Below are 16,032 nucleotides of genomic sequence, written 5' to 3'. Positions count from 1 at the left end.
TATTTGAAATTTAGGGATCCGATCTTTAATAGCAAATCTGTTATAAAGATCGGATCCCTAATGTTTTACTTTGTATACTGATCAATAATTAATGTAATAGCTCGCTGACAGGCCGGGCAAAAATGATCGTGTCGGGTGAACATGATGCAGTTAGCTGCGCTGCGATATAGACCCTTAGATTTATATTGTGCACCTTCAAAAGCACCAACTTTACCACTGTATTTCATGTTAGCTAGTAATTCATCATCCCAGCTTCGTTTCTTGATAAAGAAATCTTCCATTACCTTCTCATCAACTTTGGCTTTACGCATTTCTACTCGTTTTTTCTGAGTAGCTATGCTGTGTTCATCGTACTTTTCCTTTTCCCAAGGTGTTGGAATAGGTGTATCAGGTGTAACAATATCTTTCCATTTAATCGTTTCTGCATCGGCATTGGCCGTAACATTCAATTCCCATGGTTCCAAATGTTTTCCATCCATTTCATAAACCGAAGCCGATGTGTAATATTCGTCGGCTAAATCGGCAAAGTGGTGTCCAAATTCATGTACGAATAAATACTCCTGAAAAGCATTATCAACTGCAGCAGTGATGTATAAATTATAAATACCGCCTCCACCATAAATGGAGTCGTTCATTAAAATGGCAGTAAACTCATAAGGAACAGCAGCCGATGCATCACGAATGGTTTTGTTATCGTAACCTAAGGCATAACGCTCCGAGTTGAAGGCTCCGTAGGTAACCGATAATGCCGAACGTGTATGAATATCCTGATGGGGGTGATTAACACCGGAATGAGGGGCTGGGGTTTCAACGGCACGTATCGAGAATTTGTTTTTATGTGTTGCAAATGGCTCCGTTGATAACAATACTTCAGCAAAACGCTGTGCATCTTTTTTGAACTTAGCCATGTCTTCTTTGGCATAGCCTTCGCCTAATACAACAATGTCAACCTGTTTTTCAGGTGCACCATTAACAACTACATCAAAACTATTATAGTGATTTTCGACTGGTGCAACAAAGGCACGATGATGTTTGGGATCTACCTCATAATTCCAAATTAGATCAAATCCGTTTGTAATATTCCGTTTATAAAGGCTTACGTTTACTTTGTTCTTAGGCCATGGAAAGCGCAATGATTCGTGAAAACTTCCCCAATTCTTCTTTGCATCGGGTGTGGTTTCCCATTCGCCATAGATGCTTGAAAAACCTCTTGAATAAATGACTTCTTCTGTTTTTATATCTTTCACTTCGAAGAAATACTTTCCCAAACGCAGTTCATCTATTAATATGGTTTTGCTACCTGCCCATATGCCATCATTTACCATTTGATCAAAGGCAATATGTTCCTCATCGGCATTGCCTACATGATTAAAATCAAGACGCATGGTGGCATCTGTGAAATATTGGTCATATTGACCAAAACTTATGGTACAAGTTAGTAGTAAGGTGAGTGTAAATAAATATGCTTTTTTCATAATATGGATATTTGTTGAAAATAAGGAATGCAAGATAATTAATTCAAAAGCAATGAATAATGCTGTATGTCATGTGAACTCAAAGTTTTATACCATTTATTCTTTAAAGTGAGCTTTTTCGAAGCTTTGAAATTACAATCGGTATTACTCCATTACAAACTTAAGTCCACCTGTAATAATGCCAGCCTTTAGGCCTGTGCTACGTTGATAATTCACATATTTTAGGTCGATGCTTTTTAATCCGAAGCGCGATATTCGAAAATCTGTAAACATGTCGGTATAGCTTAGTCCAAATCCAAACTGATTGGCATCGTATTTTGAGACATCAAAATCTGAGGTGTAAAATTGAGCACTTGAGTGATGTCCCTTGTATGGAGCAAAATAATCAGCAGCACTTTGCACATAATAACGATAGGAAGGATAAAGCGTCCATCGATTGGCTATTTTAATGGGTGCTTCCAAACTGGCTGTGTGCGATGCTATTCCCCAGTCATCGGTATAATAACGATAAAAGGTTCGTAAAATAAATACCTCATTTATATAATAATTTAAACGTGCACCAATGGCTAATTTCGTTCTACTATCAGGAAGTTTTTCCACATCATTGGCCAAATGTATGTTGTTGATGTAGGAGGGAGCCACATCCTTGAAATACACTCGGTGAAATGGTGTTGACAATAAGCCTTGCTGTTGAATCACATCTATTGATAGTAAGGCCTGAAGTCGGGGAGATAATATTTGTGATAAATTAAGCCCAAAGGCATAAGAGTTTCGCTTTCTCTCATTCAATCCATTAAATACCGGCGCATAATCAGGGTTGCCTGTAATGGTATTTTCTTTAAAGAAATCATCATCTAAACCCTTGCCACCAACATCAAAAGGCCTTAATTCACGAGGATATATAAGAGTCCAGGTATCAAGATAAATATTGGTATGTACACTCAATTCTGTGTTTTTCTCATGCATTAGTTTTGTAAAACTACCTCCAAAACCAAAGGAAAAATAATCGTACTCGCTGGAAACACTCATGTTAGCCGACCATACCGTGTTTCTATTATCAGAACTATGACTGTAAGTACCTACAATATTGGTCCAAATATCGGCATGAGAGGCGCCGCTTCCTGTAACAAAGGGATCGATATTAGCAGTTGAAGCAGAGGTATAGTCAGAGATGCCAGCGTCGATGGTAAGAACATCATCATCATTCAGAGGAATTGCAATTATTATGGCTGCGGTCAGATCTTCCAATTCTTCGGTTCCAATTCCACCAGTAACAGCACCGTTGTTGCCATCCTGAGCATAGTAACTTCCCAGTAGATCAATCTCAGTTGATTCCAATACCCTTTTTTTATAAGCCTTTGTTGTATCTGTTGCCATCTCTTGCGCAAGTACAGAAAAGGGTAGGAGAAGACCTAAAATAAGAATGAATCTATGCATTATATTTTCTATTAGTTACAACCACAACCGCCACCTGTTTTGCCTCCATTAGCTCCGGATGAACCTTCGCGATAGGCGTGAATATTTGATATGTTGCGATCGGCTTTTTTATCACTCAAGGCCATATCAGGATCACTGAGCCTTACTTTTTGGTAACCCTTTACTGCAACACAAGAGCTCAATAAAAACAGTATACCCAATGCAAAGATTATTTTTCTACTCATAACTTGAAATATCTATGTTATCTGAAGTATGTACTTTTCCTAGTTCATCAATAATGATACATTCCACCTTTTTAAGTTGATTAATTCTATTAATGCCTACTTCAATGCCCATTACAAATATTGAAGTAGCCAGGGCATCAGCTAATTCGGCCTGGGGAGCAAATACGGTGACACTAATTATACCTTGAGAAGGATAACCTGTACGAGGATCAATAATATGTGAATAACGCTTGCCATTAAACTGAACAAATTTCTCATATGAGCCAGATGTTACCACAGCGCCGTTAACAACAGGTATTAAGGCAAAGGCTTTTGCTTTGTTTAAAGGATTGGTAATAGCCACCTTCCAATCTTGACCATTTTTTTGTTTGCCCCAAGTACATAAATCACCTGAGGCATTAATAATACCAGCTGTTACACCTTCATCTATTAATTTCTTTTTGGCCATGTCGGCCGCATACCCTTTGCCTATGCCACCAAAACCAATTTTCATACCTTTCTTCTTTAAGAAAATTGTATTGTTTTCCTTGTTGATAAGCATGTCCTGATAAGCAATTTTTTGAATGGCAGCGTCTATGTCCTTCTGAGATGGCAGACGAGTCATGCTTCCATCGAAATACCAGATTTTATCCATCGATGCAAACGTTATATCAAAAGCTCCATCTGTCAATCGTGAAAGTGTGATACATCGTTCAATTAAATCCATAAGTTCCTTTGAAACAGGCACAGGTTTGATACCGGCATTTTCATTGATGAGGGAGGTCTCAGAATTGGAATCCCATGAAGATATCAACGATTCAATGCGCGAAATTTCGTTTATAGCAATATCAATATATTTTGATGCCTGCACTGAATCATTAGCAATAAGGGTTATATCAAAACGACTTCCCATCAATAAAAGCGTACGTTTGTAAGTCTCTTTTGCAAAAAGTGAGTTGGAGCAAATAAAGATAAAAAGAAGTAGCAGGATGTTTCGCAAAACTTATTGGATAAAGGAAGTTAATAATTGAATGTAGTCTTCTGTACTTAGTTTTTTATAAGCCGTTGAACCAAGCACTTTGCCATCGTCATTTAATACAAGTACCAAGGGGAAATAACCTTGCGTATTGTATTGTTCAGCTAATTGCTCATTATGAGTTATCTGTTCCTTACTCAAAGCATTTTTCTTCTTTCTCGGGAAATCCGCTTTTAGTAATACTAAATTTTCTGTTGCAAAAATTTTGAATTCTTCGCTTTCCCACACATCCCTTTCCAGCTTCATGCATGGGGCGCACCAATCGGAACCCTGAAATACAAGTAAAATATGTTTGTTTTCCTGCTTTGCAAGCTCTTTCACTTTGTCAATCTGGTGATGCCATTCCTGAGCACCAAGTGCAAAAGTACCTGATAAGAACAGTAGGCTTATTAAGAATTTATACATATCAATGTTTTAGAGATACAACAGCTTAGCTTGTATTGTTGTTTTAGGCTACTTTCATAAAAGTAACACTTCTTTTACTCAAAAAACAAAGGGATCAGAAATAATTACATTCTATTGTTTAAAGCAATATTTATACCTACGTTTGTGTCAACAAAAGAACAAAATGAAGAATATTGTATCCATTATTATTTCTATTATTATTGACATTAGTTAATGTCGACAGGGAACTAATTGGATAAAAAAATATAACAAAGCCTTCCCACACAAACGGGAAGGCTTTTTTTATTATGGAGATTATGAAGACAACATTAAATATCATTATTAGCATTATTATCATTATTCCGAATACGGGATGAGAAAATTGCTAATGTTTTAAAAAAGGCCTTTCTCATTCAATGAGAAAGGCCTTTTTAGTTATGGATAAGTAATCAATTTTATAATAAGATTAAAACCTAAGCAAATGGAAAACCAATTCAGAATTGAAGTATTAGCAGAAGAAGGATTAGGCTTAGTTGCCAAAATACTCTTGTATTTTGAAAGGAAACAGATATGTGTTAAACATATGACCTTGGATGATGCAACAGGCTTACAAGAGTGTAGATTTAACTTTCAGGTTATGTCGGATGAAAAGGAGGTTAAATCAACCAGCTTGTTTATCTCAAAGCAAGTTGGAATTATCGATGTTTCTTTCAATAATTTAAACCTTGCTATTAACGCTGGATAGTAATAATTCGGCTTGAACAATAGTCGAATATTTGTGTCGAATATTCGCATCAGGGCTGAGTTTTTTAAGTTTTGTTATATATTTGGATTTCATAAGTACGTAGAGGGTGATAACAGATCAGAATATTGTACATAGTTTATCCACGAACAAAAAGGTTGGTTTTCAAACCTTATTTGACCGTTATTATCGGCCAATGTGTATTTATGGAGCCAAATATATTCATTCGGTCGATGTTGTTGAGGATATTGTTCAGGATCTCTTTGTTAAAATATGGGATCGTGATGATTATAAGGTGCTTGAAAATTTAAGAGCTTACCTTTTTACGGCTGTAAAAAACGCTTGTCTTTCGTATATCAGAAAAAATAAACCGGAACATTTAGAGGACTTGGATTTCTCCTGGGAAAAGGATTTATATATTCAGGTTGACGATGATGAAGAGGTTAAAAACAAGATTGAATTGGTTCAAGCGGCGATTGATAGACTCCCACCTGCATGCGCTGATGTGTTTAATTTAGTTGTGCTTTCAGGCCTCAAATATCAGGAAGCAGCAGACGAATTAGATATATCAATAAACACAGTCAAGTCCCAATTAAAACGTGCTCATCGACTTCTTGATGAACACCTGCATTTGGTGATATTATTACTTTGTTGACTCTTTTCTTCTTTTTCTTATAAAAATATTAGTACTTAAAATACTTAAGTCGAATGCATTAGTATTCTTGTGTGAAAAAACATTAAAAAAAGTTTAAAATAGAGACACCCTTTTTAAGAGGTCCTGAGTTATGCCTTGTGAAGAAGCATAATAATGGAAAATTTAGAGCAATACATAATAAAAGAGCTGAATGGCACTCTAAGCAACACAGAGCATCAGGAGCTTAAGAATTGGTTAGATGATTCGGAGCAAAACAAAGCGAATTATATGCACTACAAATCCTTATATCTCAAAACAAAAGAGATTAGTGTATATAAATCGATAAAAAAGGATGTTGCCTGGCATCGAATTAATAATACTATCAGTTCTAAAAAGCTTAGTATTCAACCTTGGTTTGCTTATGCATCGGCTACAGTTGCCGCTGCAGCGGTAATAGCATTTGTAATACTATTTATTTTTAATACAAAAGATGACCAAGCAACAGAATTGGCTAACTTGACAGTACAACCTGGTGCCTCAAAGGCAATACTTGAAACGGGAAGTGGAGAGTATTTAGTTTTGGATGGTGATAATAAAACAATGATTCAGAGTTCTACCGGAAAGATCATTGGAACTGATAGTTTGGATGTATTAAGTTATCACAACAATATTGGTTTAGATAAGATTGAGTTCAATACCATAAAGGTACCACGTGGTGGTGAATATCAACTGGTGCTTTCCGATGGTACCAAGGTATGGTTGAACTCAGAATCAGAATTAAGATTCCCAGTTGCTTTTACTGGAGATATACGTCAAGTGGACCTGATAGGAGAGGGATTATTTGATGTAAAACAGAATAAAACGAAACCCTTTATTGTAAAAACGGAATATTCCAAAGTTAAGGTGTATGGTACTCAATTTAACGTAATGAGCTACCCTGATGATATGCTTCAGGAAACAACCTTAGTAGAAGGTAGTGTTTCTGTAATACGAAACGGTAAGGAAACCATTATTCAACCCGGACAGCAAGCACGCTTGGATAAAAAGTCTAATCAAATGTTTGTCAACGAGGTGGATGTTGAGTTATATACTGCTTGGAAAGACGGCATTTTCAGATTTGAAGAAATGACCTTGGATGATATGGCCAATAAACTATCGCGCTGGTACGATGTGGAATTTTTCTTTGCCAACAAAGAAGTAAGAACAAAACGTTTTACAGGTGGAGTGCGCAGATCGACTGATTTTAAATTCTTTATGCGCATGATTGAAGAAACAACAAAAGTAGAAGTGGAAATGAATGGAAAAACGATACTAGTTAAAGGAATGTACTAAAAAAAAATCGGAGGATGTTCCCGCATCCTCCGACTACTAAGTTCGACCGGAGTAACACGCAACAGTTATCCGGTAATTAATAAACTCAAGATTTACAAATTTATGGAAAATTTACGACAAAGCCGTGGTTCCTGTTTTTTTAAACAACCGCCGCGAAAAATGATGTTAGTTATGAGAATAAGCTTCATCTTATTGTTTGGTGTATTATTTCAAGTAGCGGCAACTAGCCTGGCTCAGAAAGTAAACATCAAAACTTCAGAAACTACCTACAAAAATTTATTTCAAGAGGTAGAACGTCAAACCGGTATTATAACCATCTTAAGTAACGATGAGATGGATATGAATGCTACTATTGAAGTACCAGCTGGCACAAATGAATTACAAGACTTGTATCAATTCATTTGTAAGGATGCCAATATGGAATTTAAAGTGGTAGATGACTATGTGGTTATTAAACCATCGAAAAACATAGTTAAAGTAGCAAGTGAAGAACTTACTCAGCAGGAAAAGGTTATTAAAGGTGTAATTACTGATAGCAGTGGATTACCGCTACCAGGGGTAAATGTTTTCATCGAAGGAACAACAACAGGTACCATTACTGATGTAAATGGTAACTATGAATTAAATGTGCCCTCAGATGCAACTAAGCTTGTTTTTTCATTCATTGGTTTTCAAATGCAAACCATTGCTATCGATGGGCGTGACGTACTGAATGTTACTTTAACCGAGGATGTACAGAACCTTGAAACAGTAATGGTTGTAGCCTATGGTACTGCTAAGAAAGAAACTTTTACGGGTAGTGCCGAGGTTGTAGGTTCAGAACAACTGGCTAATACCACATCTACCGACATCTCAACAGCACTTCAAGGTCGAGTTGCTGGTGTTCAGGTATCTTCATTTAGTGGAGCCGCTGGTTCTTCAGCTGCAATTAGAATTCGAGGTGTTGGATCTGCAAATGCTTCAGCTGCACCTTTGTATGTGGTGGATGGAGTACCTAATGCGCCAATTCCAGCCATTAGTGATATTGAAACTTCTACTGTATTGAAGGATGCCGCTGCCGCTGCACTTTATGGGTCTCGTGCAGCCAATGGAGTTATTGTAATTACTACAAAAAAAGGTAAAGGAAAAGCAAAGATTAATCTCAGCTACAAGCGAACCATGGGGTGGAAATCAAGTGACAATCAGGATTTGATGAACGCTGATCAATATTCGTCAAAAGTTTGGGAAGGTTTAAGAAACAAGGCCAAGTATATGTCAGGCCCGAACGATATTACAGGCACACCGGAGCAATATGCTCATGATAATTTGTTGAGTACTATGCTTTACAATCCTTATTATGAAATGGAAGGTGGTAAACGTATTCAGAGTATGCAACCGTTTGATGATAATGGAAAATTACGATCTGGTGTAAACCAATTGTATTCAACGGATTGGGTGGATGAAGCCTATAGAACCTCGAATATTGATGATTTACACCTAAGCTTCGGAAAAGGTGGTGACGATTATAATTTATACGGATCCTTAACTTTCTTTAATCAAGAAGGTATTCAGATTGGTAACGATTATACCCGTATTGATTATAACCTTAATATGAATACTTCTATCAACAAATATGTTGAAATAGGTATTAATACAAATGGTCGTTATCAAAAGTATACCCCGGTTAGAAGCATGTTTAGAGCGTATATTAATGCTCCTACGGTACCTGTCTATAAGCGATATGGAATAACTGGAGAAGAAGTTGTTGATGGTACTCAATATGGCGATTTTGTATTGGATAAAAATGGTAATAAATTATATCATTGGGATACTAAATCATCATCTAGTGAAAGCAATTTGAAGGCTGAAAGAGAAACTTATGTTGAAGAAACGGATAATACAAATCTTCTCATTTCTCCTTACCTTACAATTAAACCTATTGAAGAGTTAACACTAACAGCAAAGGGATCGGCAAAATTTTTCCGCCAAAACGAAAATTATTTTTACAATCCTGTTAACGGTTCTGGAGTTTTGGAAGACGGTAGGAATGTCAGAGAAAGCAATAACCAACGTACATTATTTGGTTTCTTACAAGCTACCTTTGAAAAGAAGTTTGGTAATCACGATATTAAAGCCATGGCTGTTTATGAAGCTGAAGAATGGGTTCGTCGTGATTTAAATGCTACGGCTTTGGAATTTCCAATGTGGCAAATTGCCCAGAACTTAGATGATGGTAAAATAAAAGAGGATATGAAATCCCGCCAATTCGAAAATGCCAGAGTTTCAGCCTTAGGTCAATTGGAATATGGCTTATTGGATAAGTACTATGTAAGTGGTAGTTTCAGACGTGATGGTTCAAGTCGCTTTGGGCCCAACAATCGTTATGGTAATTTCTGGTCTGTGGGTGCTACTTGGCGTTTGAGCGAAGAACAATTCATGTCAAGCGTTGATTGGATTAATTCATTGAAATTAAGAGGTAGTTATGGTGTGAGTGGTAATGACGCAATTGGTAATTATGCCTGGCAGTCAACATACACTCTAGATGGTAAATATAATAATACTGCTGGTGCAGAATTAGATCAGGTTGAAAATCTTAATTTAGGTTGGGAAGGTAATATCAATTCCAACATAGCTGTTGAGTTTAAAATGTTAAACCGTTTTTGGGGAACCGTCGAATTATATAACCGAACCAGTGATCGTTTATTAATGTGGAGACAGTTACCATATACTACTGGTCTTACTTCTCGTATGGAAAATGTGGGTAAGATATCTAACAAAGGTATCGAGCTTATGTTGGGAGCGCAAGTTATTGGTAGAAGCGATTTCTCATGGGAGACATCTGTTACTCTGACAAGCAATAAAAACAACATTGAAGAATGGTACGGAAACAACTATAATGGGCAAGCCTATTATGATACCGGAGGTTCAATGTTTAATTACAGAATGCGTAAATGGGCAGGTGTAGATCCTACTACTGGTAGTCCGCTTTGGTATCAGAAAATTGAAGATGAAAATGGTAACTGGAATGGAAAAACAACCGTTACTAACGATTGGAATAAAGCCAGTGAATTTGATGCTAAAAATGATTTAGATGGAGCCGATGCCGAACCTACCTTCTACGGTTCATGGGTTAATGACTTAACCTATAAAAACTTTGATTTCTCGATGTTATTTTATTTCAACGTAGGCTCTTATGCTTATAACGACATGATGGGAGTGTTAAGTAACGATGGAGCACAGCCCGGTTGGAATATGCATGTTGACAATATGAATTCTTGGAATACTCCAGGACAGCAATCAGAAGTGCCAATGTACAATGTTGGTGATCCAACTCTTGCTTGGTGGCGATCAAGTAGATTCTTGGAGCGCGCAGACTATTTAAAGTTGAAAAATCTAGTTATCGGTTATACTTTACCTAAACGTATTTCAGAATCCATCGGTTTATCTAATGTACGCTTTTACGGTATGGGTGAAAACCTATTTACCTGGACGAAATTTAAGGGCTATGATCCGGAATTAAATCTAGATAATCAGACTACATGGTCGGATATCCCACCAGTTACATCTGTGACATTAGGCGTAAATGTAACCTTCTAAATATTGAATTATGAAAAAGATATTATATTTTTTATCGATTATATCACTATTTGCATGTTCTGATGATTTCTTGGAAAGAAATCCGGAAAGTGTATTGTCCAGAGATAATATCCTGGCAACCAAGCCATCTTGTGAGGCTGCTCTACACTCTATTTATGTAAAAACTATGTTTAATAGAGTGAATTACTATAATGTTTCGATGCAAGAAGCACGTGCAGATATTTTGAATTACAGACGCGATGGTTATTCGGAGTTTAATTTGATTTTTGATTACAATCAAGGTTTAGCGGATAATAGTGCGTCCAGGAATTCATGGATTGCATGTTATGGTATTATTGATGCTTGTAATTTAATTATCAATAATGAATTAACAGGTCTTAACGATCCCTTAGATCCGAATTCGGAGGCAGCTAAGGTTGAAAAAGCAGATTATGAGGCGCAAGCCAGGGTTGCAAGGGCAGCAACCTATTTAGACTTATTAAGTTACTATTCTCGACCGGTACATGAAACGAATAGAGATACGGAGCATAGCGGTGTACCGTTGGTTTTGGTTAATGATTATGACCTACGTCCTGCCAGAGCAACAACAATGGAAGTATATCGTCAAATATATGAGGATTTAATGTTCGCAGCTGAGAATTTGATTATAGAGCATGATGTTATAGAGCAGGAAATGGTTAGTTTGACTTTTTCTAAAGCCTACGCTCATGGTTTATTAGCTCGTTTTTACATGAATTTAGCGGGACCAGTTGGCTCTTCCAATACCTACCAGTTATCTGAAACTGTATCTATAACGGCAGCAGAAGCTTTGAATAAGGCGATTGAATCATGTGATTTTGTATTGGCCTTGGTTCAACCAGTAGATAATTTTATTGATTTAGAGTACGGAATTTCTCGAAAGTTGGATGAGACCATATTAATGAGCATCACATTGGATGATGATATGGGGCATAATGTTCACGCTAAACATTGGGATATTAATAATGATGATGCTGGTGACATATTACGTGTGAGCGAAGATGTAATTAATGAGTTTAGTATTGCGGATAAAAGACTAGACTATTTTTATCATCCTGAAGCATGGAAAGCAAATGGTGTAGAAGGTGATGATCTGGCTACCCGATTGGCAAAATCTACCCTTGATGATGAGGGTAATGAAATGATTGGAGCGGCGATGTATGGTAAATTTGCCTCAAAGGACTTTAATGTTAATTTGCGCGATTTCTTTTATAATCCGGCAGATGTTGAAATTAAGTACAAGAGCGGTTTCGGTGATTTTAATATAATGCGAGCCTCTGAGATTGCCTTAATCAAAGCTGAAGCGTGTGCACGTACGAATCAACCATCTTTAGCTTTTGATGCTTACGCGTTGGTTAAGCAACGTTACTTTGATGATGCCTTACCTGAAGGGGTTACTTTAGAAGAGATAATGCTTGAAAAACGTTTAGAATTTATTGGAGAAGGTGTTAGAATGCTTGACCTATTAAGGCTTGGACAAAACTTTAGCAGATACGAATCAAGCAATTCAGTAGTAAAGAACATTGATTTCAATAATACGCGATTGATTTTGCCTTTACCTGATACTGATGTTAAAAACAATACTAACCTACAGCAAAATCCAGGATATGATAACTAAAAGAAATTTCTTTAAATATATTTTCTTGATATCATTTGCCTCTTTAATGGTATCATGCGAAATGGAGCTACCCGAAGATGAGATGATAACTCTTGCCGATGTGGAAGTAAGCACAGAAGCTAATGCTACTAATCAGATTATTGGTGAATTTGATAAATTACAGTATTACACGGTTAAATTTGAATCAACAATTTCTTTGCCTGCAGATGTGAGATATAAGGCAGAAATTAGTAACTCTAATTTGCCTGAAGGTTCTATTGTAGAGATTAATGGTGATGTACTACTTAATAAAGGCAATGATAGTCAGGATTATGAGTTGTTATTAATCGATTGTAGCAAAATACCATTTGGTACGGTTACTTATACTTTTGATCTCACTTTAACCGAAATAGATAAAGCAATCAACAATACTTTCATTAATTGCAAACTAGAACGTCTTAGTCCTGATCCAATATTTAATTTCTTCACAGGAGGTTTCTGGGGATGGATGGATGCGACTAGTAGTTGGGCTAAGTTGAACCCAATGACTAATGGTGATTTAACATGGCAAGGTTTTGATTTTTATTGGTATAGTGCTACTGATGATTGGCCTGTACAAAGGTTCTGGACTGGTATTTGGTTACGACCGGATAATAAATTAACCTTAGATCCAAAAGCTGCAAAGATTGCATATAAAGTAATTGATGGCGTTAATTATATCAACTTCCTTGAGGAAGATGAAATTATTAACGAGAAAAGTTTCGAGTGGTTTGAATCAAATGGTGATGCTTATGCTATTCCGATTGTACATGAAGAGCAATTTGGTAAATCAGGCTATATAGCTACTCGTATCAAATTTTATGGCGTTGATGTAAATGCATGGACCTATGTAAGCATTTCTGATGATGGATTGGTCATGAATATTTATGAACATTGTATGGAAACACAAGGGCTTTCTATAAAAGCTGGTCAAGTAGAGTAAATAATATAAATTGAGAGGCTAAAACTTTAGCCTCTCAATTTAATTCATCAAATCCACAACTTAGTTATCAAGAATTATGAAGGGGGAACTTCTGATAATATTATTATTTGTTATTTCACTGGGTACTAGGGCTCAAAATATTGATCCACGTATAGTTTGCAGTTGCAACGATGTACATGTTGTACCTAAGAGTGAACGATTAAAATTAAAATCGACTCAGAGTACTTATCACATACCTGTTGTTTTTCATGTGTTTGATCCCAGTGATCCACAATCGAAATTTACATTGCAAGATGCGCAGTATGCCATTGACTTGCTAAATGGAAACTTTTCTGGTCAGCATCGTAACGTTGATAATGTACAAGGCACATTTAAACCCATTATAGCTCAATGTAACTACAAATTTCATTTAGCTAAAAAAGATAAATATGGCGATGCCTTTAATGGCATTACCTATAATAAAAAAGACTGGAAAGGTGATAATCCGGGCTCGAACAGTACATTGAAGTCCTATCAGAATTTTAATACCGGTAGTAACATTGGTGGTACACAACGATATCTTCAAATTTGGTTGACTTATAATGTCAACGGAGATGATATGGGTAGTGGCTGGTCCTATCTACCAAGTTACGATCAAGGCGGTAAATGGGCTGGTATAGTATATAATTATAAAATGATTAATCACTCCTATACTCCAAACAATGATATTTTGACACATGAAGTTGGCCATTATTTGGGCTTGTCACATGTTTTTGGTGCCTCATATACAAGTTGTGGAGATGACGGTATAGAAGATACACCAATAACAAAATGCGAAGCATGGGAATGTTCAAAGGGTGATATTTGTAGCGATGGATTGGTAAATACTGAGAATTTTATGTCTTACTCAGGCTGTACAGCCATGTTTACAAATGATCAAGGAGAATTGATGACATATTGGATGGAACACGACTATCGAAGTAATCTTTGGTCAGAGGATAATTTAATTTTTACAGGCATATATGATGATACTGTAACAGGGTTGCAAGAGGAAATCGAAAATAAATTAAAAGTATATCCTAATCCATCACATGGCATAATTAACATTGAAGGGTTAGATACATTTAAGGCTGAATTATTCGATATCACTGGAAATAAAGTGGCCGAAACTAATAATACATCACTTACATATGCCGTATCAGGTATATATTTTTTGAGAATTATATCGCAAGGACATGTAATAAGCAAGAAGGTGTACATTAAATAATACTAAGGTATTACACCAATAGAAACGTGAAATTAATAAAGGCTTAGTAAGCCATTACCATAAATAACAACCACAAATCCTACCCCTAGGTACTATCCCGGTCTGATTGAGTCTTCCGGGGTAGTTTTTATTGAGTTTTAAATTAGTAATACGACGACTAATTTGAGTGTGTTAAAAGTGTAGATAAACGTATCTACACTTTTTTTACGTTTATCCGTTTCAATACTATTCACATACTTCCAAACTGTTTCTTCTCTTTGCCATTGTACCATAAAGTCTTATTCAGGGCAATTAAAGCATAATGGGTGTTAGTTAAGATTTTATCGTGCCATAAAGTATTAACTGAGTTAAATAAAGTATTAGCTGAGTGAAATAAATCCTTCACTGACTCAGATAAAATGTCAACTGACTTAGATAAACTCTTGACTGAATTGTATAAGGTTTCAACTGCAAGAAATAAACCAGCATCTGAATCGGATAAGGTAGTAAGTGACTTGTGTAAGGTATTCACTTTTTGAATTTTTTAAACAAAACACAAGTCCTGAATAAGGGCATCAGTAATAAGGGAATGATAATTGTCAGAATAGATTTATTATTATTTTTACCTTTGTATTGCAAATAAGCTCAACAGAGTTTAAATAATCAGCATTATTAAACGTCGTAATATGGTATCATTCAATTATACATCCTTCTTTGAAGCTCAAAATAAGTTAAGTGATTTAACTTTTAAAAAGTGTAGAAAGTACGAATTTGGTGATGTGGTATATGCCCAGGATTCAACTATGAAGCATGCTTATTACGTAAAGAGTGGTTTGCTCAAAATATTTCGTAGCGGAAAAAAAGGAGATCAACAGATCGTTCGTTTAGTGAAAGCCGGGAGTTTAATAGGTTTTCATTCACTTTTGTCAGATGAGCCGGAAGTGACTGGTTGTGAAAGCCTAACTGAAAGTGAAGTGTGTGTTATTCCGGGTGATGCTTTAATTAAAGCCATGAAAGAAGATAAAGCCTTATCCGAAATGGTGATGAAACAAACCATGGAAGAGTTAAAGCAAACATGTAATTCATTAATTGAAATCTCTCAAAAAACGGTACGTGGACGTTTGGCTAATTTATTCTTAAAATTACAAGAGCTATTTCAAACCAAAGATGATGAGCCTATTCCATTGGTTATTTCGCGTGTGGATATGGCCAGATGGATTGGAACTTCAAAAGAGTCTGTTAGTCGCTTGATCACCGAATTTAAAGAAGATGGTGTACTTGCCTTTAATAGAAGGGAGATAAGCATTGTAAGTAAGGAAAAGTTACAGAAGATTGTGATGATTTCGTAGAATGCTTAAAAATTCGGCAGAGTTGAGGGTATTTATAGATCA

14 protein-coding genes are annotated in these 16,032 nt (G+C 36.2%); 8 read left to right on the top strand and 6 right to left on the bottom strand.

Annotated features, from left to right (window positions below; translation table 11 throughout):
- Positions 1–65: 65 nt before the first annotated feature.
- From ACRD7B_RS00840 to ACRD7B_RS00820, 5 genes are all read right to left on the bottom strand, one after another.
- Positions 66–1,475 carry a M64 family metallopeptidase gene (locus ACRD7B_RS00840; RefSeq protein ID WP_430822541.1) on the bottom strand — a complete coding sequence of 470 codons (1,410 nt, stop codon included), beginning with the start codon at positions 1,473–1,475 and terminating at the stop codon, positions 66–68.
- Positions 1,476–1,619: 144 nt separating this feature from the next.
- The gene (locus ACRD7B_RS00835; RefSeq protein ID WP_430822540.1) at positions 1,620–2,912 is read right to left on the bottom strand and encodes a DUF3570 domain-containing protein; all 1,293 of its coding nucleotides are present in this window, start codon (positions 2,910–2,912) and stop codon (positions 1,620–1,622) included.
- 11 nt (positions 2,913–2,923) lie between these two features.
- Positions 2,924–3,136 (bottom strand): DUF4266 domain-containing protein, encoded by a 213-nt coding sequence (locus ACRD7B_RS00830; protein WP_430822539.1) that lies wholly within the window; start codon positions 3,134–3,136, stop codon positions 2,924–2,926.
- On the bottom strand, positions 3,129–4,115 hold the full coding sequence (locus ACRD7B_RS00825) for an FAD:protein FMN transferase (protein WP_430822538.1): 987 nt from the start codon (positions 4,113–4,115) through the stop codon (positions 3,129–3,131). The genes ACRD7B_RS00830 and ACRD7B_RS00825 overlap by 8 nt, the downstream gene beginning before the upstream one ends.
- A 3-nt stretch (positions 4,116–4,118) precedes the next feature.
- Positions 4,119–4,556 (bottom strand): thioredoxin family protein, encoded by a 438-nt coding sequence (locus ACRD7B_RS00820; RefSeq protein WP_430822537.1) that lies wholly within the window; start codon positions 4,554–4,556, stop codon positions 4,119–4,121.
- Positions 4,557–5,016: 460 nt separating this feature from the next.
- Here ACRD7B_RS00820 and ACRD7B_RS00815 point away from each other — a divergent pair, with 460 nt between their 5' ends.
- The 7 genes from ACRD7B_RS00815 (at position 5,017) to ACRD7B_RS00785 (ending at position 14,662) form a co-directional block, all read left to right on the top strand.
- Positions 5,017–5,280 (top strand): hypothetical protein, encoded by a 264-nt coding sequence (locus ACRD7B_RS00815; RefSeq protein ID WP_430822536.1) that lies wholly within the window; start codon positions 5,017–5,019, stop codon positions 5,278–5,280.
- A gap of 106 nt (positions 5,281–5,386) precedes the next feature.
- The gene (locus tag ACRD7B_RS00810) at positions 5,387–5,932 is read left to right on the top strand and encodes an RNA polymerase sigma factor (protein WP_430822535.1); all 546 of its coding nucleotides are present in this window, start codon (positions 5,387–5,389) and stop codon (positions 5,930–5,932) included.
- 153 nt (positions 5,933–6,085) lie between these two features.
- Positions 6,086–7,243 (top strand): FecR family protein, encoded by a 1,158-nt coding sequence (locus ACRD7B_RS00805; RefSeq protein ID WP_430822534.1) that lies wholly within the window; start codon positions 6,086–6,088, stop codon positions 7,241–7,243.
- Between the two features lie 171 nt (positions 7,244–7,414).
- A complete protein-coding gene (locus ACRD7B_RS00800) occupies positions 7,415–10,819 on the top strand; it encodes a SusC/RagA family TonB-linked outer membrane protein (RefSeq protein WP_430822533.1) in 3,405 nt (1,134 codons plus the stop codon).
- Positions 10,820–10,829: 10 nt separating this feature from the next.
- Positions 10,830–12,455: a RagB/SusD family nutrient uptake outer membrane protein gene (locus ACRD7B_RS00795; RefSeq protein WP_430822531.1), complete on the top strand. Its 1,626-nt coding sequence runs from the start codon at positions 10,830–10,832 to the stop codon at positions 12,453–12,455.
- Entirely contained in the window at positions 12,445–13,416 is a 972-nt protein-coding gene (locus ACRD7B_RS00790) for a hypothetical protein (RefSeq protein ID WP_430822530.1), read from the top strand. The genes ACRD7B_RS00795 and ACRD7B_RS00790 overlap by 11 nt, the downstream gene beginning before the upstream one ends.
- Positions 13,417–13,492: 76 nt before the next feature.
- Positions 13,493–14,662, top strand: coding sequence for a M43 family zinc metalloprotease (locus ACRD7B_RS00785; RefSeq protein WP_430822529.1), 1,170 nt, complete (start codon positions 13,493–13,495; stop codon positions 14,660–14,662).
- A 229-nt stretch (positions 14,663–14,891) separates the two neighbouring features.
- On the opposite strand, the gene ACRD7B_RS00780 is transcribed toward ACRD7B_RS00785, so the two are convergent.
- Positions 14,892–15,173: a hypothetical protein gene (locus ACRD7B_RS00780; protein ID WP_430822528.1), complete on the bottom strand. Its 282-nt coding sequence runs from the start codon at positions 15,171–15,173 to the stop codon at positions 14,892–14,894.
- A gap of 154 nt (positions 15,174–15,327) precedes the next feature.
- On the opposite strand from ACRD7B_RS00780, the gene ACRD7B_RS00775 reads away from it, so the two are divergent.
- Positions 15,328–15,990: a Crp/Fnr family transcriptional regulator gene (locus ACRD7B_RS00775; protein WP_430822527.1), complete on the top strand. Its 663-nt coding sequence runs from the start codon at positions 15,328–15,330 to the stop codon at positions 15,988–15,990.
- The last annotated feature ends 42 nt before the right edge of the window (positions 15,991–16,032 follow it).

The organism is Carboxylicivirga fragile, from assembly GCF_050589805.1.
In the GTDB taxonomy this organism is placed as follows: domain Bacteria; phylum Bacteroidota; class Bacteroidia; order Bacteroidales; family Marinilabiliaceae; genus Carboxylicivirga; species Carboxylicivirga fragile.
This window is presented reverse-complemented; position numbering and strand designations above follow the sequence as displayed.

Coding starts and splice junctions, on each gene's coding strand:
- ACRD7B_RS00795 (WP_430822531.1), top strand. CDS start 10,830: ATGAAAAAGATATTATATTTTTTATCGATTATATCACTATTTGCATGT.
- ACRD7B_RS00815 (WP_430822536.1), top strand. CDS start 5,017: ATGGAAAACCAATTCAGAATTGAAGTATTAGCAGAAGAAGGATTAGGC.
- ACRD7B_RS00805 (WP_430822534.1), top strand. CDS start 6,086: ATGGAAAATTTAGAGCAATACATAATAAAAGAGCTGAATGGCACTCTA.
- ACRD7B_RS00775 (WP_430822527.1), top strand. CDS start 15,328: ATGGTATCATTCAATTATACATCCTTCTTTGAAGCTCAAAATAAGTTA.
- ACRD7B_RS00830 (WP_430822539.1), bottom strand. CDS start 3,136: ATGAGTAGAAAAATAATCTTTGCATTGGGTATACTGTTTTTATTGAGC.
- ACRD7B_RS00785 (WP_430822529.1), top strand. CDS start 13,493: ATGAAGGGGGAACTTCTGATAATATTATTATTTGTTATTTCACTGGGT.
- ACRD7B_RS00840 (WP_430822541.1), bottom strand. CDS start 1,475: ATGAAAAAAGCATATTTATTTACACTCACCTTACTACTAACTTGTACC.
- ACRD7B_RS00790 (WP_430822530.1), top strand. CDS start 12,445: ATGATAACTAAAAGAAATTTCTTTAAATATATTTTCTTGATATCATTT.
- ACRD7B_RS00835 (WP_430822540.1), bottom strand. CDS start 2,912: ATGCATAGATTCATTCTTATTTTAGGTCTTCTCCTACCCTTTTCTGTA.
- ACRD7B_RS00820 (WP_430822537.1), bottom strand. CDS start 4,556: ATGTATAAATTCTTAATAAGCCTACTGTTCTTATCAGGTACTTTTGCA.
- ACRD7B_RS00800 (WP_430822533.1), top strand. CDS start 7,415: ATGAGAATAAGCTTCATCTTATTGTTTGGTGTATTATTTCAAGTAGCG.